16 protein-coding genes, 8 tRNA genes and 1 riboswitch are annotated in these 25,668 nt (G+C 47.8%); of the genes, 2 read left to right on the plus strand and 22 right to left on the minus strand.

Translation table 11 applies throughout. The annotated features are described in order from the left end of the window. Positions 1-51 precede the first annotated feature (51 nt). The 3 genes from fusA to rpsL all read right to left on the minus strand — a co-directional run bounded on the left by fusA (position 52) and on the right by rpsL (position 3,303). Complete coding sequence (gene fusA / locus EKM87_RS05880) at positions 52-2,151, minus strand: elongation factor G (protein ID WP_125682827.1); 2,100 nt, start codon at positions 2,149-2,151, stop codon at positions 52-54. Positions 2,152-2,340: 189 nt separating this feature from the next. After that, entirely contained in the window at positions 2,341-2,811 is a 471-nt protein-coding gene (rpsG, locus tag EKM87_RS05885; RefSeq protein ID WP_125682830.1) for a 30S ribosomal protein S7, read from the minus strand. Between the two features lie 78 nt (positions 2,812-2,889). Next, the gene (gene rpsL, locus EKM87_RS05890; RefSeq protein ID WP_125682831.1) at positions 2,890-3,303 is read right to left on the minus strand and encodes a 30S ribosomal protein S12; all 414 of its coding nucleotides are present in this window, start codon (positions 3,301-3,303) and stop codon (positions 2,890-2,892) included. Positions 3,304-3,581: 278 nt separating this feature from the next. Between rpsL and EKM87_RS05895 the strand changes: the two genes are divergently transcribed. Then, on the plus strand, positions 3,582-4,226 hold the full coding sequence (locus tag EKM87_RS05895) for a prepilin peptidase (RefSeq protein WP_125682833.1): 645 nt from the start codon (positions 3,582-3,584) through the stop codon (positions 4,224-4,226). 81 nt (positions 4,227-4,307) lie between these two features. Here EKM87_RS05895 and rpoC read toward each other — a convergent pair whose 3' ends face one another. The 17 genes from rpoC to EKM87_RS05980 form a co-directional block, all read right to left on the minus strand. Further along, the gene (gene rpoC / locus EKM87_RS05900) at positions 4,308-7,955 is read right to left on the minus strand and encodes a DNA-directed RNA polymerase subunit beta' (RefSeq protein WP_125682835.1); all 3,648 of its coding nucleotides are present in this window, start codon (positions 7,953-7,955) and stop codon (positions 4,308-4,310) included. A 21-nt stretch (positions 7,956-7,976) separates the two neighbouring features. Next, positions 7,977-11,591, minus strand: a complete 3,615-nt coding sequence (gene rpoB / locus EKM87_RS05905) for a DNA-directed RNA polymerase subunit beta (RefSeq protein ID WP_125682837.1) — start codon at positions 11,589-11,591, stop codon at positions 7,977-7,979. Between the two features lie 238 nt (positions 11,592-11,829). Continuing rightward, positions 11,830-12,435: a TetR/AcrR family transcriptional regulator gene (locus EKM87_RS05910; protein ID WP_125682839.1), complete on the minus strand. Its 606-nt coding sequence runs from the start codon at positions 12,433-12,435 to the stop codon at positions 11,830-11,832. Positions 12,436-12,787: 352 nt separating this feature from the next. Then, a complete protein-coding gene (locus EKM87_RS05915) occupies positions 12,788-15,286 on the minus strand; it encodes an ATP-dependent Clp protease ATP-binding subunit (RefSeq protein WP_125682841.1) in 2,499 nt (832 codons plus the stop codon). 17 nt (positions 15,287-15,303) lie between these two features. Then, positions 15,304-15,771: a CtsR family transcriptional regulator gene (locus EKM87_RS05920; RefSeq protein ID WP_125682842.1), complete on the minus strand. Its 468-nt coding sequence runs from the start codon at positions 15,769-15,771 to the stop codon at positions 15,304-15,306. A 201-nt stretch (positions 15,772-15,972) separates the two neighbouring features. Next, a tRNA-Pro gene (locus tag EKM87_RS05925) sits at positions 15,973-16,046 on the minus strand. Positions 16,047-16,075: 29 nt separating this feature from the next. After that, positions 16,076-16,149, minus strand: a tRNA-Pro gene (locus tag EKM87_RS05930). Between the two features lie 38 nt (positions 16,150-16,187). Beyond that, a tRNA-Arg gene (locus EKM87_RS05935) sits at positions 16,188-16,261 on the minus strand. Positions 16,262-16,281: 20 nt separating this feature from the next. Beyond that, a tRNA-Leu gene (locus tag EKM87_RS05940) sits at positions 16,282-16,367 on the minus strand. Positions 16,368-16,378: 11 nt separating this feature from the next. Beyond that, positions 16,379-16,450 (minus strand) — tRNA-Gly (locus EKM87_RS05945). A 25-nt stretch (positions 16,451-16,475) separates the two neighbouring features. Next, positions 16,476-16,548 (minus strand) — tRNA-Thr (locus EKM87_RS05950). A gap of 37 nt (positions 16,549-16,585) precedes the next feature. After that, positions 16,586-16,667, minus strand: a tRNA-Leu gene (locus EKM87_RS05955). A 39-nt stretch (positions 16,668-16,706) separates the two neighbouring features. Then, positions 16,707-16,779, minus strand: a tRNA-Val gene (locus EKM87_RS05960). A gap of 1,025 nt (positions 16,780-17,804) precedes the next feature. Continuing rightward, a complete protein-coding gene (serS, locus tag EKM87_RS05965; RefSeq protein WP_125682844.1) occupies positions 17,805-19,076 on the minus strand; it encodes a serine--tRNA ligase in 1,272 nt (423 codons plus the stop codon). Positions 19,077-19,361: 285 nt separating this feature from the next. Continuing rightward, positions 19,362-19,994 (minus strand): deoxynucleoside kinase, encoded by a 633-nt coding sequence (locus tag EKM87_RS05970; RefSeq protein ID WP_125682846.1) that lies wholly within the window; start codon positions 19,992-19,994, stop codon positions 19,362-19,364. Between the two features lie 233 nt (positions 19,995-20,227). Continuing rightward, positions 20,228-21,739 (minus strand): amino acid permease, encoded by a 1,512-nt coding sequence (locus EKM87_RS05975; protein WP_191988565.1) that lies wholly within the window; start codon positions 21,737-21,739, stop codon positions 20,228-20,230. A 119-nt stretch (positions 21,740-21,858) separates the two neighbouring features. After that, positions 21,859-22,040: riboswitch (Lysine riboswitch) on the minus strand. Between the two features lie 60 nt (positions 22,041-22,100). Then, positions 22,101-22,634, minus strand: coding sequence for a GNAT family N-acetyltransferase (locus EKM87_RS05980; RefSeq protein WP_125682848.1), 534 nt, complete (start codon positions 22,632-22,634; stop codon positions 22,101-22,103). A gap of 112 nt (positions 22,635-22,746) precedes the next feature. Here EKM87_RS05980 and EKM87_RS05985 point away from each other — a divergent pair, with 112 nt between their 5' ends. Further along, the gene (locus EKM87_RS05985; RefSeq protein WP_125682850.1) at positions 22,747-23,541 is read left to right on the plus strand and encodes an alpha/beta hydrolase; all 795 of its coding nucleotides are present in this window, start codon (positions 22,747-22,749) and stop codon (positions 23,539-23,541) included. A gap of 602 nt (positions 23,542-24,143) precedes the next feature. Here the strand turns inward: EKM87_RS05985 and EKM87_RS05990 are convergent. Continuing rightward, positions 24,144-24,812: a phosphatase PAP2 family protein gene (locus tag EKM87_RS05990; RefSeq protein ID WP_125682851.1), complete on the minus strand. Its 669-nt coding sequence runs from the start codon at positions 24,810-24,812 to the stop codon at positions 24,144-24,146. Between the two features lie 178 nt (positions 24,813-24,990). Next, positions 24,991-25,638 (minus strand): metal-dependent transcriptional regulator, encoded by a 648-nt coding sequence (locus tag EKM87_RS05995; protein WP_125682853.1) that lies wholly within the window; start codon positions 25,636-25,638, stop codon positions 24,991-24,993. Positions 25,639-25,668: the final 30 nt, after the last annotated feature.

Genomic DNA, 25,668 nt, shown 5'->3' on the forward strand with positions numbered 1-25,668 from the left:
CGCCCCACTACCGAAGTAGCGAGACGTTTCAATTTTTAAAGAATGACAACTCTAGTCTTCGACTGGAGTACCGCCGTTCTTCTTGATAATGTCAGCTTGAACACTCTTAGGCGTTGGTTCGTAGTGATCAAACGTCATGGTGAAGGTACCACGACCTTGTGATGCAGAACGTAACGTCGTAGCGTAACCGAACATTTCGGATAACGGAACGTAAGAGTGAATCATTTGTGCGTTACCACGTGCTTCCATACCATCGACCTTACCACGACGTGCGGTAACTTGGCCCATGATATCACCCATGTATTCTTCAGGAACCAAGATATCAACCTTCATGATTGGTTCAAGAATAACGGGACCAGCAGAGTGGACAGCCTTACGTAAAGCCAATGATGCGGCAACCTTGAAGGCTGCTTCACTAGAATCGACTTCATGGTAGCTACCATCGTATAACTTAGCCTTAACATCGACCAATGGGTAACCGGCTAATACACCGTTTGCCATGGCTTCTTGCAGACCTTGGTCAACTGAAGGGATAAATTCACGAGGAACAACCCCACCAACGATAGCGTCTTCGAATTCGTAGCCCTTACCACGTTCGTTAGGGGTAAATTCAATCCAAACGTCACCATATTGACCTTTACCACCAGATTGACGAACAAACTTACCTTGGACCTTAGTTGGCTTCGTGAATGCTTCACGGTAGGCAACTTGAGGAGCACCAATGTTTGCTTCAACCTTAAATTCACGCTTCATCCGGTCAATGATGATGTCCAAGTGAAGTTCACCCATTCCGGCAATCAGAGTTTCACCAGTTTCAGGGTTAGTTTCAGCCTTGAAAGTTGGGTCTTCTTCAGAAAGCTTTTGTAAGGCGTTGTTCATCTTATCTTGGTCAGCCTTCGTCTTTGGTTCAACGGCAACCTGGATAACTGGATCTGGGAAGTTCATTGATTCCAAATGTAATGGGTGATCAGGATCAGTCAAAGAGTCACCAGTAGTGGTGTTCTTCAAACCAATGGCCCCGGCGATATCACCGGAGAAGACTTCTGGAATTTCTTGACGGTGATTTGAATGCATTTGCAGCAAACGACCAACACGTTCACGCTTGTCCTTCGTAGCGTTAAGTACGTAAGAACCAGATTCCAGAGTACCGGAGTAAACCCGGATGTAAGTTAAACGACCAACGAATGGGTCGGTAGCAACCTTGAAAGCCAAGGCAGCAAATGGATCATCATCGTTAGCACGTAAAGTAACGGCTTCGTCAGTGTCAGGAACAGTGGCGTTGTATGGCTTAACATCCAATGGGGATGGTAAGTAGTCAACAACGGCGTCCATCAACATTTGAACACCCTTATCTTTGAAGGCAGAACCAGCAAAGACAGGGAACATGTCCAAACGTAAAGTGGCACGACGGATAGCAGCCTTCAGTTCCTCTTTGGAGATTTCTTCCCCTTCAAGGTACTTTTCCATGATTTCATCATCAACGTCAGCGACGCTTTCGATGATGCCTTCATGACGCTTCTTAGCTTCTTCCAGCATGTCTGCAGGAATATCAACAGTGTCCCATGAGGAACCCAGTTCATCCTTGTCGTAGACGTATGCCTTCATTTCGATTAAGTCAACAACACCGGCGAAATCATCTTCGGCACCAATAGCCATTTGCAATGCAACAGCATTAGCTTGGAGACGTTCGTGGATGGAGTTTACTGAGAAGTCGAAGTCGGCACCCAGCTTATCCATTTTGTTAACGAAAACGATACGGGGAACATCGAAGTCTGAGGCTTGACGCCAAACAGTTTCGGTTTGAGGTTCAACACCGGCTTGACCGTCTAAGACGGTAACGGCACCATCAAGCACACGCAGGGAACGTTCAACTTCAACAGTGAAGTCAACGTGTCCTGGGGTGTCGATGATGTTGATCCGGTGTTGCTTCCATTCGGCCGTGGTAGCGGCAGAAGTGATCGTAATACCCCGTTCTTGTTCTTGTTCCATCCAGTCCATTTGTGAAGCCCCATCATGGGTTTCACCAATCTTATGGATTTTACCAGTATAATACAGGATACGCTCAGTAGTCGTCGTCTTACCGGCATCGATGTGAGCCATGATACCGATGTTACGCGTCTTTTCAAGCGGAAATTCACGAGTATTAGCCATGATTAATGTGTAACTCCTCTCAACTTGATCGTAGATTGTGCCAAAAGGTGGCCACTAACATCAAAAATTGATTTTAGTCGCCACCTCTCAATTAAAGGATTGCTCCCTTAAGTCAGAGACGGGAGCATCCAAAGACACTCTGCTCTAACATTGTATCACGCTGCTGGCAATGCAGCATGATAACTGCTTTTACCAGCGGTAATGAGCGAAGGCACGGTTAGCATCAGCCATCCGGTGCGTATCTTCACGCTTCTTAACAGCAGCACCTGTGTTGTTGGCAGCATCCATGATTTCGCGGGCAAGCCGGTCAACCATAGTGTGTTCGCCACGAAGGCGAGAGTACTGCACGATCCAACGCAAACCTAAAGTAGTCCGACGGTCAGGACGAACTTCGATTGGAACTTGGTAGTTTGACCCACCAACACGCCGAGCCTTAACTTCCAAGACTGGCATTACGTTCTTCATTGCTTCTTCGAAGACTTCCACTGGATCGTTACCAGTTTCGTTCTTAATGATGTCAAATGCACCATAAATGATTTTAGTTGAAGTACCACGTTTCCCATCCATCATCGTGTGGTTGATCAGACGAGTGACCAACTTTGAATTGTAAATTGGATCAGGAAGGACTTCACGCTTTTGTACGTTTCCTTTTCTAGGCATTGTTAATATCCTCCTTGAAATGCTGTTACGGGGTGTTTGACGGAATCCGTGCAAACGCCCCTACTTTTTAGTCTCGGTCTAGCCCTTAGGCTTCTTAGTCCCGTACTTGGAACGACCTTGACGACGGTCAGTAACCCCGGCAGTATCGAGCGCACCACGGATAACATGGTAACGAACCCCAGGTAAATCCTTAACCCGGCCGCCCCGGATAAGCACAACACTATGTTCTTGAAGGTTGTGGCCAATACCAGGGATGTAAGCAGTCACTTCAATTAAGTTTGACAACCGCACACGTGCATATTTCCGTAAAGCTGAGTTAGGCTTCTTTGGTGTCATGGTACCGACACGAGTAGCAACCCCACGCTTTTGTGGAGCTGGATTCTTAACTTGAGCTTTTTTGAAACTGTTATACCCGTAGTTTAAAGCTGGGGCATCTGATTTAGAACTTTTAGATTTACGACCTTTACGCACCAATTGGTTGATAGTAGGCATCTAAATAGTCCTCCTTTCCTATAGTCATCTAGAGTTTAAGTCCACACATCCAGGTGGTTCATTTTTCTTGAAAGAAAAAAGCCACCCAGACGGGGGTTCAATTGAAGTGTCCTCCCCGCCGTCAGTCAGCATGTCTGGTAGTGAATACCCGAGACCTGTCTGCGAAAAGCACCTTTAATAGAATACCATGCCACAAATAGCATGTCAACAAGCCCAACGGCAATTTCCCACAAACATTTAGGGTTTCTTGACGTAGTTAGTCTATGAGGTGATTGAAAATGACGTTTATCCTGTTTATTTATGGTGCCTGTCTGGGGTCTTTTCTCGGGGCCATGGCCGACCGATACGTGACTGGTGAATCCCCACTCTTCCCGCCATCACACTGTGCAACTTGTTCTACTCGCTTAGTCCCTTGGCAAATGGTGCCCATTTTGAGCTACCTGCTGTTACGCGGTCGTTGTGGGTACTGCCAAGCGGCCATCTCACCAACCACCCTACTCATAGAAGGAACTGCGGCAATTTCACTAACGACCTGGACACCTACATTGACCCTCCCCCTTCTATGGTTGGGTCTTTGGGCATTTGCCGCTCTATGTGACGCACAAACTCAAACCTTTCCCGGCTGGCTGAGTTGGGCCGCCCTTGGGATTAGCTTAATTAGTCAGCCTTGGTCGATCATCTTATTGGCCACTAGCCTATTTGGCCTGATTCGTTGGTTGTGGCCCCACTGGTCTCACCCCTGGATCGGTGATGGCGACTTGGAAATGATGCTTGGCTACTGGGTAATCTTCGGGAGCTTATCAACGGCTCACTGGTTACTAATAGCCTGTGGATTAGCGCTACTGCTTGTTCGTACTCATACCAGCTTAGCTTTCTTACCCTATCTCACGATGAGTGCGCTTGCCTGCTGGCTATGGCCTTAGCTACCTCTCAGCTCTAAAATAACACAAAAAAAGGATCCACCATCTCTGGCAGATCCCGTAACTCAGACAACCTAGCTGTCACTAAGCCTGTGAGTCTTCTTGCATTTGTTTTTCTAAGTCGCTGATAGAGTAGACGCCTTCGGTTGACGTACCGCCAACTTCCTTGGGCTTGATCTGACGGTAATCTGGCATCCCAGTCCCGGCAGGAATAATCTTCCCAATAATAACGTTTTCCTTCAAACCAACCAGTGGATCGTTCTTGCCCCGAATAGCAGCATCGGTCAAGACACGCGTCGTTTCCTGGAAGGATGCGGCTGACAAGAAACTGTTCGTTTCCAAGGCAGCCTTGGTAATCCCCAAGATAACTGGGCGTGCGGTAGCGGCAATGCCACCATCGATCAGAGTCTGGTAGTTAGCACGACGGAAGTCTTGAATATCCATCAAGGTACCAGGCAGAACGTCGGTATCACCCGGATCCATGATCCGAACTTTACGCAACATCTGACGAACCATGATTTCAACGTGCTTATCACTGATAGCAACACCTTGCATCCGGTAAACCCGTTGTACTTCACCTAAGATGTAAGTTTCAGTTGATAAGACATCACGAACCCGGAGCATTTCCTTAGGATCAACAGACCCATAGTTCAATGCAGAACCACGGTGGATGAAGTCACCTTCGCTGACCCGCATACGGGCAGTGATTGGTAACGTGTAAGTCCGCGTATCGGCCTCACCCTTAATCGTGATTTCCTTCGTCCGTTCAGCTGGGTTTTCTTCGATTGATTCAACCGACCCAGTAACTTCAGTAATTTCAGCTTTACCTTTAGGGTTCCGAGATTCAAATAATTCTTGAACACGAGGAAGCCCTTGGGTAATATCTTCGTTCCCGGCAACACCACCGGTATGGAAGTTACGCATGGTCAGCTGGGTACCCGGTTCACCGATTGATTGTGCGGCAACAGTCCCGACAGCTTCACCAACTTCAACTTCGTCACCAGTAGCCATGTTACGGCCGTAACAATGCTCACAAACCCCATGTTCAGTGTTGCAAGTAAAGGCAGAACGAATGGTAACTTCTTCAACACCAGCATCAACGATCTTTTGAGCGGTGTCTTCAACGATCATTTGGTTCTTAGGAACGATCACATCGCCAGTTTCTGGGTCAGTGACGGTCTTTTGGGTATAACGCCCTAAGATCCGGTCGTACAATGGTTCGATCATTTCGTTACCATCAGTGATGGCACGAATCTTCAAACCACGGTCAGTCCCACAATCCTTTTCCCGAATGATAACGTCTTGCGCAACATCGACCAACCGCCGAGTCAGGTAACCTGAGTTGGCAGTCTTCAAGGCCGTATCGGTCATCCCTTTACGAGCCCCATGGGTCGAAATGAACATTTCCATCACTGACAGGCCTTCACGGAAGTTAGACGTGATAGGCAGCTCCATGATGTCACCACTAGGAGCGGCCATCAGTCCACGCATACCAGCAAGTTGCGTAAAGTTAGAAATGTTCCCCCGGGCACCAGAATCACTCATCATAAAGATAGGGTTCTGTTGCTCGAAACTGTGAATCAAAGCGTTTTGAATGTCATCCTTGGCATCGTTCCAGATACCAATGACCCGTTCGTAACGTTCGTGGTCGGTAATCAACCCACGACGGAATTGCTTCGTTACCGTTGCAACCTGTTTGTGGGCAGCATCGATAATTTCAGGCTTTTCCTTCAAGTCGGTAACATCGACCATCCCAACCGTTAACCCAGACTTCGTGGATTCGTCGTAACCCAAATCCTTGATCCGGTCCAACAACTTAGAGGTTTCAGTAACCTTGTATTGTTGGTAAACGGCCGCGATAATGTCGGACAAGAAGCCCTTCTTGAATGGGCCAACTAATTCAGCATTTTGCAGGTAATCATGAATGTCCTCACCTGGTTCCAAGAAGTACTTGTCTGGAACGTAACCGTTCAAGTTCGTACTAGTTGGTTCGTTCAGGTATGGGAATGACTTAGGCAGGATGTTGTTAAAAATCAGCTTCCCAACGGTCGTCATCATGATTTTGCTCCGTTGTTCATCGGTAAATGGCTTGTCTGTCATGCCGGAGACTTGAACCCCGACCCGAGTGTGCCAGTGAACTAAACCATTCCGGTAAGCCAGAACTGCTTCGTCTAAGTCGGTAAAGATCATGCCTTCACCTTCACGAGCAGCTTCTTCCATCGTCAGGTAGTAGTTCCCGATAACCATATCTTGAGAAGGCGCAACAACTGGCTTACCACTGGCAGGTGCCAAAATATGGTGAGCAGCCAGCATCAGCAAACGTGCTTCAGCTTGTGCTTCGTCAGATAACGGAACGTGGATGGCCATTTGGTCCCCATCGAAATCGGCGTTGTAAGCTTCACAGGCCAATGGGTGAAGACGCATAGCTTTACCACTAACCAGAACGGGTTCAAACGCTTGAATACCCAAACGGTGAAGCGTAGGGGCCCGGTTCAACAGAACAGGGTGTTCCTTGATGACGTCTTCCAAAACGTTAAAGACATCGTCATCTTCACGATCAATTTGGCGCTTGGCGTTCTTAATGTTAGAAGCCAAGCCACGCGCAACCAGTTCCTTCATGATGAATGGCCGGAATAATTCCAAAGCCATTGGAACTGGTAAGCCCATTTGGTTGAACTTGAGGGAAGGACCAACGTCAATAACGGAACGACCAGAGTAGTCAACCCGCTTCCCTAACAAGTTTTGACGGAACCGTCCTTGCTTCCCTTTCAACATGTGTGAAAGAGACTTCAGTGGACGGTTACCAGGACCAGCAACTGGACGGCCACGACGACCGTTATCGATCAAGGCGTCAACGGCTTCTTGAAGCATCCGCTTTTCGTTTTGAACGATGATACCAGGTGCGTTCAAGTCCAATAAACGCTTCAACCGGCTGTTCCGGTTGATAACCCGCCGGTACAAGTCGTTCAGGTCAGACGTTGCAAAACGTCCACCTTCAAGTTGTACCATTGGCCGTAAATCAGGTGGGATTACCGGAATAGCATCCATTACCATCCATTCAGGACGGTTACCAGATGTCACGAAGGCTTCCAAGATGTCCAAACGACGAACGGCACGCGTCCGCTTTTGGCCAGTAGCTTCCTTCAATTCTTCCTTTAATTCCTTAACTTCTTTATCCAGGTCTACTGCCATCAACAATTTCTTAATGGCTTCGGCACCCATTTCAGCCTTGAAGGCGCCACTACCGTATTCAATCAGCTTGTCACGGTAGTCACGTTCGGAAAGTAATTGCTTCTTTTCGAGCGCAGTGTCGCCTGGGTCTAAAACAACGTAGGAAGCAAAGTAGATAATTTCTTCCAACGCCCGGGGACTCATATCGAGGACTAAGCCCATCCGACTTGGGATACCCTTGAAGTACCAGATGTGAGTTACTGGAGCAGCCAATTCGATATGGCCCATCCGTTCCCGACGTACCTTAGAACGGGTAACTTCAACCCCACAACGGTCACAAACGACACCCTTGTAGCGAATCCGTTTGTATTTCCCACAGGCACATTCCCAGTCCTTAGTAGGACCGAAAATCCGCTCGTCGAACAGCCCGTCTTTTTCAGGCTTTAACGTCCGGTAGTTGATGGTTTCAGGCTTTTTAACTTCCCCGTAAGACCAGCTACGGATCTTATCAGGTGAAGCCAGCCCGATCTGCATGCTTTCGAACTTATTGACATCGACCAAAGAAGCGACCTCCCTTATTAATTAGTCTTGTGTGTTCGGTTGACTTTCATTTTTTGGTGCGGCTGGCGTAGCTTTAGCGTCATCAGTCTGAGCAGCGGCTTTGCGTTGTTCTTCCTGTTGTTGCGCGTACTTGCTTAAGGCATCGACGTTCACAACATCATCGTCATCGTCATCCATATCACGGAGTTCGATTTCTTCGTTGTTCCCGTTTAAGACCTTCATATCCAGACCTAAGGATTGTAATTCCTTAACTAAAACCCGGAAGGATTCAGGCACACCTGGTTTTGGAATTGGGTCGCCCTTAACAATGGCTTCGTAGGTCTTAACCCGTCCAACCACGTCATCAGACTTGTACGTTAAGATTTCTTGTAACGTATAAGCGGCACCGTAAGCTTCCAAAGCCCAGACTTCCATTTCACCAAACCGTTGGCCACCAAATTGCGCTTTACCACCAAGTGGTTGTTGCGTAACCAGTGAGTAAGGTCCGATAGAACGGGCGTGCATCTTGTCATCGACCATGTGGGCCAATTTCAGGTAGTTCATGACACCGACGGCAACCCGCTTATCGAACGGTTCACCAGTCCGACCATCGTATAAGACAGTCTTAGCATCAGCAGCCATCCCAGCTTCCTTAACAACGTCCGCGATATCAGTATCTTGGGCACCATCAAAGACAGGCGTAGCAACGTGAATACCTAATTTACGAGCAGCCATCCCTAAATGCAATTCGAGCACTTGCCCGATGTTCATCCGGGAAGGCACACCCATTGGACTCAACATAATGTCGATTGGGGTACCATCTGGCATGTATGGCATGTCCTCTTCAGGGATAACAACGGACACAGTCCCTTTGTTACCATGACGACCGGACATCTTGTCACCAACTTGGATCTTCCGCTTTTGCGCGATGTAGACCCGAACCATCATGTTCACACCTGGAGAAAGTTCATCACCGTTTTCACGCGTGAAGATCTTAACATCCTGGATGATCCCGCCACCACCATGTGGAACCTTCAGAGAAGTATCCCGTACTTCACGGGCCTTTTCACCAAAGATAGCATGGAGTAAACGTTCTTCAGCTGATAATTCAGTAACACCCTTAGGCGTAACCTTACCAACTAAGATGTCACCGTCTTGAACTTCGGCACCAATCCGGATAATTCCGTCTTCGTCCAAGTTCTTCAGGGCATCTTCCCCAACGTTAGGGATTTCACGAGTCATTTCCTCAGGTCCAAGCTTCGTGTCACGTGCTTCTGATTCGTATTCTTCAATATGAATCGACGTGTAAACGTCATCGCGAACCAATCGTTCATTGATCCCGATGGCATCTTCGAAGTTGTACCCTTGCCAAGTCATGAAGGCAACTAATGGGTTTTGCCCTAAGGCTAATTCACCATTTTCCATTGAAGGACCATCAGCCAAGACTTCGTCGTTGTCGACGTGGTCGCCAACCTTAACGATTGGACGTTGGTTGTAGTTCTTACCACCGTTAGAACGGCGGAACTTCATTAACTTGTAAGTGTCAAGCGCATCGTCGGCACGACGAACACGAATTTCACGTGCATCGACGTATTCAACAGTTCCTTCGTGTTGACTAATTAAAGCAACCCCGGAGTCATGCGCAGCTTTATATTCAATACCAGTCCCAACCAGTGGTGCATGAGGGTCAAGCAATGGCACAGCTTGCCGTTGCATGTTGGCACCCATCAAGGCACGGTTGGAGTCATCGTTTTCCAAGAAAGGAATACATGCAGTGGCCACGGCAACAACTTGCTTAGGCGAAACGTCCATGTAGTCAATCTTGTCGGCAGAAGTTTCGATGTTGTTATCTTCGTCACGGGCCATGATGGTCTCCGTAGCGAATGAACCGTCATCGTTTAACGGCGTGTTGGCTTGTGCCACAACGTAGTTATCTTCTTCATCGGCAGTCAGGTAATCGATCTTATCGGTAACCTTATGCGTATCCCATGAAACACGACGATATGGTGTTTCGATGAACCCATATCTGTTAACCCGGGCATAACTGGAAAGACTGTTGATCAAACCAATGTTAGGACCTTCAGGCGTTTCAATTGGGCACATCCGACCGTAGTGGGTGTAGTGAACATCCCGGACTTCATATCCGGCACGGTCACGCGTTAAACCACCAGGTCCAAGGGCAGACAGACGACGCTTATGAGTTAATTCACCCAATGGGTTAGTCTGGTCCATGAATTGAGAAAGTTGTGAAGAACCGAAGAATTCCTTAATGGAAGCAACCACTGGCCGAATGTTGATCAGTTGTTGTGGCGTTACCGTCGCAGCATCCTGAATTGACATCCGTTCACGTACAACCCGTTCCATCCGAGATAACCCGATCCGGAATTGGTTTTGCAGGAGTTCACCCACGGAACGAATCCGCCGGTTACCCAAGTGGTCAATATCATCGGTGTTCCCAATCCCAATTTGTAGGTCAAAGAAGTAGTTCATGGAAGCAATGATATCAGCTGGACGAATGTGCTTCAGCTTGATATCGATGTTACCATTCCCAATAACGGGCACTTCTTGTTCTGGGTCATCTGGTGATTCCACCTTGATGATTTGTAATTTAAGTGGTTCAGTGACAACGGCTTCGTCTGAAGGTTGGAAAGTTACCATCTTGAAATCGTCTTGATCCAAGTATGGTGCCAAGGTCTTCATAACGTCCTTGTCAACGACCGTTCCCTTTTGCGCGATGATTTCACCGGTATCAGGGTCAGCCAACGTTTCAGCCAAGGTCAGGCCCAGTAAACGGGTCTTTAAGCTCAGCTTCTTGTTGGTCTTGTAACGACCAACGGGAGCCATGTCGTAACGCTTAGGGTCAAAGAACCGTGCAGTCAGCAAGCTCCGTGAAGAGTCAGCCGTCTTAGGTTCACCTGGACGTAGGCGTTCGTAGATGTCCTTTAAGGACTCTTCGACACGGGAATCGTCGGTGTTCTTGTGAATATCCTTTTCCAACGTCTGCATTAAGCTTTCGTTGTCACCTAAGATATCCAAGATTTCATCGTCGGAACCGAAACCTAATGCCCGAACTAATTCGGTCATTGGAATCTTCCGTGTCCGGTCAATCCGAACGTAAGAAACGTTTTTAGCGTCGGTTTCAAATTCGAGCCAAGCACCCCGGTTAGGGATTACAGTAGCACCGAAGACGGTCCGACCGTTTTTATCAGTATCTTCATTGAAGTAAACTCCTGGTGAGCGGACTAATTGGGAAACAATAACCCGTTCTGCCCCGTTGATAATGAAGGTCCCTTGGGCCGTCATCAGAGGGAAGTCACCAAAGAAGACATCCTGCGACTTAATTTCACCCGTTTCGTGGTTGGTTAAGCGTAAAGTAACGTGTAATGGTGCCGAAAAGTTGGCATCGTGTTCCCGCGCTTCATCCACGGTATATTTGGGTTCCAGTAATTGATAATCAACAAACTCTAACGAAAGGTTTCCTTGAAAATCTTCGATTGGCATGATGTCGTCGAACATATCGCGTAAACCTTCGTCGAGGAACCAGTTGTAGGAATTGGTTTGAATTTCAATCAAGTTAGGTAAATCAAGAACTTCCTTGATTCGCGAATAGCTACGGCGCGTACGGTGTTTCCCGTATTTCACTAAGTGTCCTGCCAAGTTGTTCACCTCTCCTATTTATTCTGTAAACTGGCCAAACCGGAATATTACATTTTGATTACAAATGCGTTTTTCTCCGGTTTTTTGGCAAAAAAAATCCAAAAACAAACCCAAAGTTTGCTTTTGGCTTCTTATAACGGACGCTACCGGACAATATATCGGCGCATCCAATTTCAGTTCACAGTTGCATACAAATGATATAGTACTAAATTTACTGTCCAATGTCAATATGGACGACTCACTTTTTGACGGCAACGCCAAATAGAATCAGTCGAATCAGGGCAACGGTCTGCTCATGCTGTGAAGCGTCGGCCGGCCCCACGTGGTGAAACGAATTAAATAAGGGACTCAGACTAGTTAAATAGAACGATGCCGCGTCTTTAGCCGACAGGTGTGGCTGTAGGTTGATAACGCCTAAACTAAAGAACCGTTCCAATGGTGCTAAATAGTCCTGCATGAAAATCATGCCCAACTGACGTTGATTTTCTGGCTTCAAATAGTGGAAACTACTGTGGATCACAGTAAAGACGTCACGCGGATGAACCTCCGTCAGGACCTCTGTAATAGTGGCTAACGATTCAACTGGGTCAGGAGACGTCTCCGCAGCTAATTGATCGTTAGCCTGGTTAAGGCCCGTTTGAACTTCCTGCCCCACACTTTTAATGACCTCAAGGAAAATAACTTCCTTATCACTGAAATGATGGTAAAGTGCTGGTTGCGTAATGCCAACCTCATGGGCAATATCCCGTGTTGAAGTGGCAGAATATCCTTGAGATAAGAATTGGCCACGTGCAGCTTTTAAAATGGCCGCATGCGTGTGCGTTAGTTGCTCCTCTCTCTTCATGACCCCCATCCTTTCCTGTTCTCTTATGCTGTCAGTGTACCACAATTCGCTTATCACCAGCTAGGCCAAGTGTCAGTCCCTTGTGGTAAATGACGGCCTGTAACTTTAGGGCGTCTGCTCTCAGTAAATCCCTAATGACAATGCGTTTAAAAACTAGTCAATTGTTTCATTATATTAGAAGTCCTTGATTCAACTGAACATCTCCCCTTTAAGTTGATTCAGCACTCCGCTAATCATCTGAGCAGTCGAGTCATTACACAATTCCCTTTTAAAAGTATTGCCAATGTAGGCATTTTACCCCACAAAAAATGGGCGACACCCGCAGGCATCCCCCATTCTCATGTAATCTTAATTAGTGATTTGCTACGGCATCGGGCTTAGCCTTTTCCGTTGCAGTCTTGACGTTAATGGTAATTTCACCACGAGTTGCCCCGACGGTGACTTGGTCGCCAGTCTTAACTTCACCATTTAGTAGAGATTCACTCAACTTGTCTTCGACCTGTGTCTGCAGTGCCCGACGAATTGGCCGTGCCCCGTACTCAGGATCGAACCCAGCCTTAGCAACCACATCAATGGCTGCTGGCGTGATCTTCAGCTTAATGTTTTGATCAGCAACCCGGTCAACAATGTGCTTGGCCATGAGCTTCACAATTTCGTGTAATTCTGGACGTTGTAACGAGTGGAAGATAACTGTTTCATCGATTCGGTTTAAGAATTCTGGCCGGAAGGATTGCTTCAGCGTTTCCTTAATGGTTGAAGCCATCGCACTGTAATTGTTGGCCATGTCTTCTTTACCAAACCCAACGGTCTTTTCATCACGTAACTTAGTCGCTCCTAAGTTAGACGTCATGATAAGAATCGTGTTCCGGAAGTCGACCTTACGACCCTTGGAGTCGGTCAGGTAACCATCATCCAACACCTGCAATAAAATGTTGAAGACATCCGGATGGGCTTTTTCCACTTCATCAAACAGAACAACGGAGTATGGCTTTTGCCGAACTTTTTCGGTCAACTGCCCACCTTCATCGTAGCCGACGTAGCCTGGAGCTGACCCAATCAAACGACTGGTTGAGTACTTCTCCATGTATTCACTCATGTCGACCCGAATCATGTTGTTTTCAGAACCAAACATAGCTTCAGCCAACGCCTTAGCTAATTCAGTCTTCCCAACACCAGTTGGTCCCAGGAACATGAACGACCCAATTGGCCGGTTCGGATCTTTCAACCCGGAACGGGCCCGCCGAATTGCTCGAGAAACCGCTGAAACGGCTTCCTTTTGACCAATGACCCGTTGGTGTAAAATCTTTTCCAAGTTGACTAAGCGATCAGCATCAGTCTGCTTCAGCTGCGTAACGGGAACACCAGTCCACTCAGCAACCACGTCAGCGATATCTTCACCGGTCACGTTCAGCGTGTAATGGCGGTCGTCTTCTTTCTTAGAAGCAGCTTCCTTAGCTTCACGGGCTTGAATCTTCTCACGTAGCTTCATTTCTTCCGTCCGTAAGTTGGCTGCTCGTTCGAAGTCTTGGCTTTCAATCGCCTTTTCCTTTTCGTCAGCTAAATCCTTGATTTCTTGGTTCTGCTTTGAAGCAGCAGTTGGCTTGTCCATCTGGTCGATGCGGACCTTGGCAGAAGCCTCATCCATCAAGTCAATGGCCTTATCAGGTAAGAACCGGTCGCTGATGTAACGGCTAGACAACTTAACAGCTTGTTCTACCGCTTCATCAGTGATGTTAACGTGATGGTGATCTTCGTAACGGGACCGTAAGCCTTTCAAGATCTGTAAGGCTTCTGGTGCGGTTGGTTCATTGACTTGAACTGTCGCAAACCGGCGTTCCAGTGCGGCATCGGATTCAATGTACTTTTGGTACTCATCCAACGTCGTTGCCCCAATGGTTTGGAGTTCGCCTCGAGCTAATGCAGGCTTCAAGATGTTGGAGGCATCAATCGCCCCTTCAGCACCACCGGCGCCAATCAACGTGTGTAATTCATCAATAAAGAGAATAACTTGGCCATCGTTGTAAATTTCTTCGATAACCTTCTTCAGCCGGTCTTCAAATTCGCCACGATACTTAGTGCCGGCAACTAATGAGCCCATATCAAGCATCATCAATCGTTTGTTCTGCATATCTTCCGGCACATCACCAGCGACAATCCGTTGGGCTAAGCCTTCCGCAATCGCCGTTTTACCAACACCAGGTTCCCCAATTAAAACAGGGTTGTTCTTGGTCCGGCGGCTGAGAATCTGAATAACCCGTTTGACTTCCTTGTCGCGGCCCACTGTAGGGTCCATACGGCCTTCTTTAGCTGAGTCGGTTAAATTACGCGCCAAGGAGTCCAACGTTGGTGTACCACCTTGTGGAGCCCCTCTACGCGCACGGGCTTCGCTCCGCCGCTTAGGCGTATCAGAAATACCCAGCTTACGTAGAACGACCTTCCGGGCATCGGCGAGTTCAACATTTAAGTTCTTTAAGATTCGGGATGATAAGATGGTTTCATCGCTCAAGAGTGCCAATAGGAGATGTTCCGTCCCAATCTTGGTCGCACCCAAACGTTTGGCCTCATCACCAGCCAGGGCAAGCATTGCTTTGGCCTTTGGTGAATATGGTAAGTAACTGTCCTTATCCATGTTAGCCAGCGTGCCATAACCCGTGAACCGTTCAATTTCTTCTCTGACGTCATCGTCAGTCACTGAAAATTGTTGCAAGACTTTGTTCGCGATTCCGTTCTTCTCAATCGTGAGGGCAAGCAGTAAATGTTCCGTCCCCACCGCTTGATGCTTAAAATACTTGGCTTGTTCCTGTGCTAAGACTAAGACGCTTTTAGCACTCGGTGTAAATAGGTTGTCCATTGCAACTCCTCACTTTCTTAGCTCTCATAGCGCAAATGATTCAAAATCGAAATCAGAATCTGGGCCCGCACGCGTTGATCCAACTCGCGGTCTCCGGTACTGACGGCATCCTTATCGATGGCTGCCAGAATAATATTCGTTTCCCGCCGGTTGATTGCGCCGGCCTCAAACAGGCTACGAACGACCGCTAACCCATCGTGACGGGTGATGTGATCGCCAACTGCGGACACCAACGAATCGATGAAGTCTAAATTATCTAGTAATTTAACCTTTTCGATTCGAATATAACCACCGCCACCACGCTTACTTTGAACGACATAGCCGTCCTGAATTGTAAAACGGGTCTTAATCACGTAGTTGATCTGTGACGGAACAACGTTGAACTGATCAGCGATTTCTGCTCTGCGGATCTCTACCTGCTGGGACTCAGCCAAAATCTGCTTAAGGTAAGACTCAATAATATCTGAAATATTTTGATTCTCCATTATCGTCCCCCCTTCAGTGCAGTCGTCTTGACTAATGTTGACTAATATTATACGAACTTTCAGATAAATTGCAACGGATTAGACCGTCCTTTCTGAATAAGTCCTGGTAAACTATCATACCAAAAAGACAGCCGACTTCCAAACGATTAGTAAGGAAGGCGACTGCCTACGGTTTAATTTAAGTTCATCGGGATAAAAAAATCGGGAAGACAAGATTTGAACTTGCGACCCCCACGTCCCGAACGTGGTGCTCTACCAAGCTGAGCTACTTCCCGAAATAGCCCGCTGACAATGAGTCAGTAAATCGGGAAGACAGGATTCGAACCTGCGACCCCCTGGTCCCAAACCAGGTGCTCTACCAAGCTGAGCTACTTCCCGAAAAAAATGCTTATGGGGTTATTCATAAGCGACAAAAATGCACCCAGTAGGAGTCGAACCTACAACCTTCTGATTCGTAGTCAGACACTCTATCCAGTTGCGCTATGGGTGCATAATTATTATTAAATTAAATGCCGAGGACCGGGATCGAACCGGTACGGTCATCACTGACCGCAGGATTTTAAGTCCTGTGCGTCTGCCAATTCCGCCACCCCGGCAAAAGGGCAAAAGCGGAAGACGGGATTCGAACCCGCGACCCCCACCATGGCAAGGTGATGTTCTACCACTGAACTACTTCCGCAAATTGGCTATTAAATTTGGTGCCATGCCGACTAGAGGATTCGAACCTCCGACCTCCTCATTACTAGTGAGATGCTCTGCCAACTGAGCTAAGTCGGCAAAATATATGGTGAATATATTTTGCAATATTCGGTTATGCAGGTGAAGGGACTCGAACCCCCACGTCATAAGACACTAGAACCTAAATCTAGCGCGTCTGCCAGTTCCGCCACACCTGCAATGGTTGACGAACTAACGCCAGGGACGATGGGTCCCAATGGAGGATACAGGGCTCGAACCTGTGACCCTCTGCTTGTAAGGCAGACGCTCTCCCAACTGAGCTAATCCTCCATAATGTCTTAAGCGAACGTTGATACGCTCGTTCGAAACAACTATTATAATTTACCATGCCAGCGATAAGTTGTCAACCAGATTTTTGAAATATTTTGAATAAATATTCGCGAACTGAATAACTACTCTCGTAACAACAAATAATATTGTATCCTACCCACGAAAAAAAAGCTACCCCCTTTTTACATTTTTTTGAAAAAAGTTTGCCTAAAGCATAGAAATCCTCTGTAATAGGCGGTTCTCAACCGAAAAAAGTCTCGCTGCAAGACTGACTGACCGCCATTAACAGCCCTAATCCTTAACTTTAGACGCGTCTCTTTATGATTCGCCCCAACCTGTCAGCTCACCTGTTGAACTGCTCCCCATCCCCGATGAAGGAATGAATTTTTCTCACGCAACTGCATAGTTATCAATAATCTGTTACTCAGGCTTTGAATTAGCCCAATGTTTAAATGTTTACTTGTACGGTTGGTCAATGACCGCAGTGGGAGTCGTTTTATGTCGCTCACCACGTTAGGTTGAGCCACTGACCTACGCTGACGATACAACCATGTTTTCACTTCCATGGACAATCTCTCGCCTTTCCGCAAAACATGGGTGACAAAATTTCACCGGTTTTCGTTAGTAAGAGTATCCAGCCACACTGTCAGCCTAAATATTGTCTACTAATCTGCTACTCACTCGCAAGATACACGGTTCGCACCAACTCCACTCCAAGTGGTCAGACACGAAGCCCGTGAAAGTCCTGTTAGTCCGAGCGGTATTCTCGGGCATACAGGACTAGGCCGACCTTTAAGACTTGTGGGTTTCAAGGCTTAAAGGCGAGGACCAAGACCACTCTTTGGCTTGGTCCGGGCCTCACGGGCGCAGTATCTGACCACTTGGGCGGCGGGCGGCGCCATCACATTGATAAACAGCCGGCCTTAACTGCCCATATAAGCTCCCGTACACAAAAACGAGGCCAATGACCCACAAAGTGGTCATCAGCCCCGTCATCGGACTTATATTAGTTAATACTGGATCAGCTACTTCGTAATCTTAGTAACGCCGCCCATGTAAGGAACCAGTACTTCTGGCACCGTTACGGAACCATCAGCGTTTTGGTAATTTTCCAAGATAGCAGCGACCGTCCGGCCAACGGCCAATCCGGAACCATTCAAGGCGTGGACGTATTGTAACTTACCATTGTCATCACGGTATTGGATGTGTGCCCGCCGTGCTTGGAAGTCCGTCGTGTTAGAACAGCTAGAAATTTCCCGGTACGTGTTTTGTTCTGGGAACCAGACTTCCAGGTCATTGGTCTTAGCAGCCGTGAAACTCATATCGCTGGTTGTCAACGTAATCACGTGGTAGGCCAAGCCTAACTTCTGTAACAGGTCTTCGGCGTGCTTCGTCAAGTGTTCCAGTTCATCCCAAGAATTTTCTGGCTTGCAGAACTTCACCATTTCAACCTTGTTGAATTGGTGTAACCGGATCAATCCCCGAGTATCACGACCAGCACTCCCAGCTTCAGAACGGAAGGCAGGGGTTAAGGCAGTGAACCAGACTGGTAAGTCCTCTTCTGGAATGACTTCATCACGGTAGTAGTTGACCAATGGTACTTCGGCCGTTGGAATCAGCGTCATTTCTTCGTCACGTAACTGGTAAACGTCTTCCTTGAACTTAGGGAATTGACCAGTCCCATACATGGAGTCATCATTCACGATGTATGGTGGTAAGACTTCTTTGAAGCCGGCTTCCGTGTTTTGATCCAGGAAGAAGTTGTAGACGGCCCGTTCCAGGCGAGCACCTAAGCCCAAGTAGTACAGGTAACGGCTACCAGAAACCTTAGCCCCAGCTTCAAAGTCCAAGATACCGAGGTCTTCCCCGATTTCATAGTGGGCCTTAGCAGTGAAGTCCATGTTAGGCTTTTCGCCCCATTGACGGAGTTCAACACTACCGTCTTCCGTCAAGCCAACGGGAACGTTGTCGTCAGGAATGTTTGGCAAGTGAGCTGCGGCATCGTGAACTTGCGTCTTTAAGTCATCCAAGTCGTTGTCGATTTCCTTAATGTCGGCACTAACCTGGCGCATTTCAGTAATCTTGTCATCAGCGTCTTGCTTGTTACGCTTCAATTGAGAAATCTCATCAGAAACCGTGTTCCGTTGGGCCTTCATGGTTTCACTCTTAACAATGAGCGAACGACGCTTTTCGTCTAAGGCCAGTAAGTCGTCGATCTCAGCAGGATCAACGCCACGGGTGGCTAACTTTTCCTTAATAAAATCTGGTTCCGTACGAATCAACTTTAAATCTAACATTTGATTAGCTCCTCTCAATTTCGCGGATAGTACACAAAAAAGGCCTCCGTCACATGGGACGAAGACCTTCGCGGTACCACCCAAGTTCATGGCTGGTCTCCCAGTCATACCCTTGAACATGATAACGGTCTGCACCGTGCGGAATTACCCGCCCACTTTAGTTAGTGCTGGAATTTTCGACGTTGCGGTTTGCAGCTTTCCCCGCTTCTCTGGCCGTCTACTTGATAGGCACCACGTGTTTTTGATTAATCACATCATAACGTATTTTAATCTCAGAAGCAATGATTAAAGCGACGCAATCTTTTCGTCGATCAAACGAAGAACCTCTTTACGGGCCGCAGCGTCTTCGACGAAGTCCAGTTGGTCACCGTCAATTTGCATCTTTGGTGACTTGTCATAACTGTTGTACCAGTTCACGTAACGCTGATCAAGTTGTTGATAGTATTCGTACAAACTAGGATCATTGGCAACTTGTTCGTAAGAACGACCCCGTTTCTCGATCCGTTCCAACATCGTTTCAAACGAGATGTTGATGTGGATCAAGAGGTCCGGGTTCTTCTTGTGTGTTGCGTCTGGTAATTCTTGCATCATGTTGGCCAGTAAGGAGTCGTAAATATCAACTTCTGTCGAGGTGGCCCGACCTAAATCAGCGTTCAAATGAAAGAGTAAGGAATCCTCAAAGATTGAGCGATCCAAGACACTCTCATCATCAGCGTTGGCAGCCTTAATACTGTCCAAACGCTTGTTTAAAAAGTAGATTTGCAATAAGAATGCATACTTTTGGGGGTTCTGGTAGAACAACGGCAAGATCTTGTTGTCATCCACTGATTCATAAAATGCTGGTTTGTTTAAATGTTCGGCTAGCAACGTGGTCAAACTCGTTTTGCCGGCTCCGATAGTTCCCGATAGTACAAGCATGCAATTCTCTCCTTTAATGACTGGCGCACCGGGCTTTTTTCCCGGCCAAAATTTCAACACCACATATTGTACCAACCTCAAGTATAAAAGACAATATGTCGTGGTAAATTTACCCGTGTCGATTTCACCAAAGTGGCTAATTTACCGACAAGAAACGGCGACTAGTTAGGTTTTGCCCGGACTAGTCGCCGTTTCATTATTTATTTAATTTCAATTGCCCACACAATTTCAAATTAATCGTTGGCTGCAGCTTCAGTCTTAACTTCCTTCAACGTTCCGTCCTTGTGAACTGGGGAAACGTCAACTTCACTCAATGGAATCAACTTCGTGTGCTTCTTGATCTTGTACCCAATGTAGAGAACTAAGACTAATGGCACACTGATGTAAGTAACCAGAACTTGTTCCCAGTTACCAGTGAAGAAGGATTGTGGATCTTGTCCCACGATAACGGCGACACAGAGTACCAACGCTAAGATAGGACCCACTGGGAACCACTTTGCATGGTAGCCCAATTCGTTCAATTGGTGACCTTGCTTGATGAAGGCCCGACGGAACCGGTAGTGTGACAAAGCAATCCCGAACCAAGCGATGAACCCGGTCAACCCACTAGCAGCAACTAACCACATGTAGATTTGAGGACCGGCAATACTGCTGATAAACGTCAAAGCAGCGATGAACGTGGTTGCAAACAATGCAGGGTAAGGAATCCCGTTGTGACCCGTCCGTTCGAAGAAACTTGGGGCGTAACCTTCCTTAGACAGAGAGTATAACATCCGAGTGGAAGCATACATCCCTGAGTTGGCAGCAGAGATAACGGCGGTCAAGATAACCGCGTTCATGACACTGGCAGCGGCGGCTAAACCGGCACGCTTGAAGACCAACGTGAATGGACTGATGGCGATATCCGTTGCGGAAGAACCTAACAAATCATGACTCGTGTATGGTAAGACAGCGGCGATAACAAAGATAGCTAGAATATAGAATAAAATGATCCGCCAGAAAACAGAATTGATTGCCTTAGGAACACTGTGTGCAGGGTCTTCAGATTCACCGGCCGTGATACCAACTAATTCAGTACCTTGGAATGAGAATCCGGCAACCACGAACACACTCAGAATTGCTGGGAAGCCACCAACGAATGGCGCCTTCTTGTAGGTGAAGTTTTCCAAGCCAGTGGCGTGACCACCCATGATACCAAAGATGGTTAAGATCCCAACGGCTAAGAAGATGAAGATGGTGATAACCTTGATCAATGACATCCAGAATTCCGTTTCACCAAAGGCTTGAACGGAAAAGGCATTGATCGTAAAGACCAGAACTAACGCAATCGCACTCCAGATCCAGCCTGGTACGCCTGGTAACCAGAACTTCATAACCAGAGCGGCGGTCGAAATATCAACGGCAACGGTGATGGCCCAGTTGAACCAGTAGTTCCACCCCATGGCGAACCCTAAGGCTGGATCAACATACTTAGCGGAGTATGCGGCGAACGAACCTGAAATTGGCATGTTCGTGGCCATTTCCCCTAAACTAGTCATCAAGAAGTACACCATCAATCCCATGGCAACGTACGCAACTAACGCACCACCAGGCCCGGCAGTCGAAATTGCCGACCCACTTGCGACGAATAATCCTGTACCGATACAACCACCTAACGCAATCATTGAAACGTGACGCGTCTTGAGGCCCCGCTTAACCTGATCTGAGGCCTCACTAGTTGTTGCGTTTGTCATGCTTTGTTCCATAAATGTTTCCTCCTTCTTTTTATAGAAGGACTTCCTCGAAACGACCCAGTGAACGAAAAAATCCCTTCCGCATAAAAGCTTAGCGAAAGAGATTGGAAAGTTCATTATTCCAAGTCAATATCGTTGAAAGCGCCCCGCAACCCATATTTGGCTGCGACAGTCCCTGATCTGTTAAACCAGGACCCAACCTGCAAGCTATGTCCTCACTTACAAGTTTCGGCGACCGCCCCTTTAACTTTCCCTCTGCGATGTGACCCATCTCAGGAAAGCGACTCTTGTTGGTCGCGCCTCTTCTATTCGATACTTTGTAGTATACTCATCCACCCTGAACATTGCAAGATTAAATTGCGATTAGAGTCAATTAATTTGTTGATTCCGTGGTCACCAACCGGTACAAAGCCTGTGGTACCGGTGTTAGGCTCATGCCAGAAATGGCCATGAAATGTTCGTCCAAAGTTTGGAAACCTACTTTTTCTAATACTCGGCGGGACCGTTGATTCTCCACCAGACTAGTTGCCCAAACCTGAATACCACCTGGCAGGCCTGATAGTAACGCCTGTAGCGCCTCCGTCATTAGCCCAGTTCCCCAGTAAGCTGGATCAAGTAAATAGCCGAGATCAACTGCCAAGGGGTCTGGGTGGCCTTCCGCCGTGACCCGGTCATAGAACACAATCACACCAATCAACTGGTTACTTTCTTTCGCCACAATGGCCCGTGAATAGGGGTTGCGCCGGTCGGCCTGTAACCACTGCGCCACCTCCATCGTACTAGGATGAGCCGCTGCCCCGGCTGGCTTGGCAATTTCTGGTTGGGTAACCAGCCGTTGGTACGCTGCCAGGTCACTCTCGACTAACGGCCGCAGAATCAATCTGGTTGTTCTAAACACTGCTGTCATAACAGACCACTTCCTTCAATGGATTTCTTAATTGCGGTACAATGTCCCTATAGTTTCACGAGTCAGGCACTGTTGTCCGACTCGTACGATTTTATTTTGGGAGGGTTCACATTTGAAAATCATTACCCAGTCACTTGCTAGCGATTCCGCCGCTTACCTGCAGGGTTACTTGCGGCAGCCCGAAGACACCGCATTAACCTACCCCGCTGTCATCATCGTCCCCGGTGGCTCATACACCCATATTCCAGAGCAACAGGCAGAAGACTTAGCCATGGCGTGGTTTGCTCGCGGCTATCAGGCCTTCTTCCTCCGCTATTCATTCGTCGGTGAAAAGCGGCCCCTGCTACCAGCACCTGTGGTTGAGTTAGCCCAGAGTTTAGCACTGATTCGGCAAAATTCAACTGCTTGGCAAATCCAAGCGAACAATTTGATTATAGCTGGCTTTTCAGTCGGTGGCCACATCACCGCATTATTTAATAATTTATGGCACGACGCGACTTTCAACCAGTTGGCGGGAACGACGCCAGAACAGATCAAACCACGGGCCGTTATTTTAGGCTACCCCGTAATCACCCCGGCCGCTGGTTTTCCAACTGATGACGCTACTTTGGCTAACTGGACGGACGATCCCCAAAGTATTGCAGCCGACCAACACGTAACTGCCAACAATGTTCCGACCTTCGTCTGGGTGACGGCCGCCGACCCACTAGTCCCCGTTCAAAACGCCCTCGCCTACGTCCAGGCGGCAATTGCCGCAGGTGTAGATACTGAATTACACGTCTTCCATCAGGGACCTCACGGCTTGGCCTTGGCTAATTCAGTCACGGCTTGGAAACCGGGAACGGACCTGCCACACGTAGCCCATTGGCTGGATTTAGCCACCGAATGGCTGACTGAACTTCCTTAAGCTTTGGCGTTTCTTTCTCCACCTGCGGCGGTCAGAGATTCCGCCCGCTGTGGGGAACGCCTCCGGCCTGAAAAGCGGTCCTTCGGCTCGGTTTGAAGCCTGGAAAAATCACCAGTCTCCAAACACGTCCCACGCTGTAAGCCGAGAATCGGCTAACACCGTCGACACAGCTGGCTCCACCTCTGACCCCCTCCGGTTAAACAGGTTCTTGGAAACTAAACTAGTTTAAACGCCTGAATGACAGTACTTACGCAATATTATTGGTGCGCCACTAGGTAGCCGAGAGTGAGCCAAATTTGGACTCAGCCGTGGGATTTTCAAGTGTTTTTCTTGAAAATGGCGACTTGAAGACGTGCTTTGCGGCTTCAAGCGAGGGGCAAGACCGCCCTTGGGCTTGCCCCGTCCTGCCCACAGCGTTCCAGTCCAGATTTGGCGAACGGTAAGGCGGTAACTTCCCACTATATCTGACTAAACTCCAATACTTAATCCTTGTTGTATCAGGCACAGTGAGTGTGTCAGTGCTTTCAACCTCTAGTTAAATTACAAAAACGTCGGTACCACTCCTCAACGGAGCCGGTACCGACGTTTTAATTTTGCCTAAATTAAATTTCGGAGCGCTTCAAGAACGGCCATTTCTGCATGACCGGCGCGAAACGAATATATAACCCTTCAGCACACTGCAGCCACAGGTAACCCAGTAACAGGGCACCAAACGTATCAGTTGGGAAATGCGCGTTGAGATAGACCCGTGAAATCATCACCAGTGCCAGCCAGATAATCAGGATGATGCGGACCAGCCAAGCCTTCCAAACTGTCATAATCATTGGAATCAAGATGATCCAAATCATGGCAACGATTAGGAAGGTCCCGAAGACGTGACCACTGGGGAAACTGAACCCGTCATCAATGGCCAGATGGGCGCTAGGACGAGCTCGTTTGACAACGTCCTTGACGATGGTCGCCAGGACATCCCCACCCGCTAAGGTGGCTAAACACCACAGCGCTGGTACCTTGAACTTAAAGCCCCACAGGAAGAAGGCCAAAATCAATACCCAGATGATGGCTAACTTGGGTTCCGCCAAACTGGTCACCCCTCGGTACAGGAGTGTCTTCCAGCCCGGCTGATTTTTTTGAATAACGTCAACGATTGACGAATCCAAGAAATCAACGTAAGCATTTTGCGTTTTTATGTAGAAAGCAATAATCAGGAACAATAGCGTGGCAAGCGTAAACTTCCATGGTCGGTCCCGATCACGATTAAATAGCATCATGATAATAGTTTCCTTTCGTCATACCCGATTCTGGGAAAATCCCCTAGAAATGAGTATACCACCCCACCAATAAATTTCTAGGAAATCTCAAGACATTAAGGTTTTCCTAAAAGGTCGGGGGGCACAATAAAAGCGAACCACTCCGCGCATAGCACCCGGAAATGATTCGCCAGATCAATTACTTAACAAAGATATAGTGTGAGGCTTTGTAACTCACAATCAGTTGTGCATCGTCCGTTAAATTCTGAACGGTCACTGGCCCCTCAAACGGATCGTGCTTCAAAATCCGTAGTTGATCCCCGATATCGAGCTTCAAATCACCTAGGTAGGTTAACAGATCATGGTTGTCAATAAACCGATCGACCGTTACCACAGACCCATCTTCGGCGTCGTTCAACACCGTGTGGCTATCCTCGTGATAGTGGCCAAAACGGTCAGGAATCACGCCACCATGGGGACAGTGAGTAGGATGGCCGAGCATATCATCCAGTGCATTGACCAACTTGGGACTCGTCACATGCTCCAAGACTTCGGCTTCATCGTGTACATCGGGTAGTTCGTAATCTAGTTTTTCAACTAAGAAGTCTTCCCAAATCCGGTGCTTGCGAACCAAGTCTTCAGCCAACCGAATTCCACGATTAGTCAGAGAAATACCGGCATACGGCGTGTGTTCTGCCAGCCCCTCAGCGGCCATCTTATTGACCATTTCGGTTACTGAGCCCGCTGCAATATTTAAGCTGATAGCAATCTGCTTGTTGGAAACCTTTTTCTGTTTCCCACCCAGCTCAAAAATAATTTTTAAATAATCCTCCTTCATAGGAGTCATTTATTGTTCACCTCATCTAGAATTGTGATT

Origin of the sequence: Levilactobacillus yonginensis, assembly GCF_003946265.1 — a bacterium.
Lineage (GTDB): Bacteria > Bacillota > Bacilli > Lactobacillales > Lactobacillaceae > Levilactobacillus > Levilactobacillus yonginensis.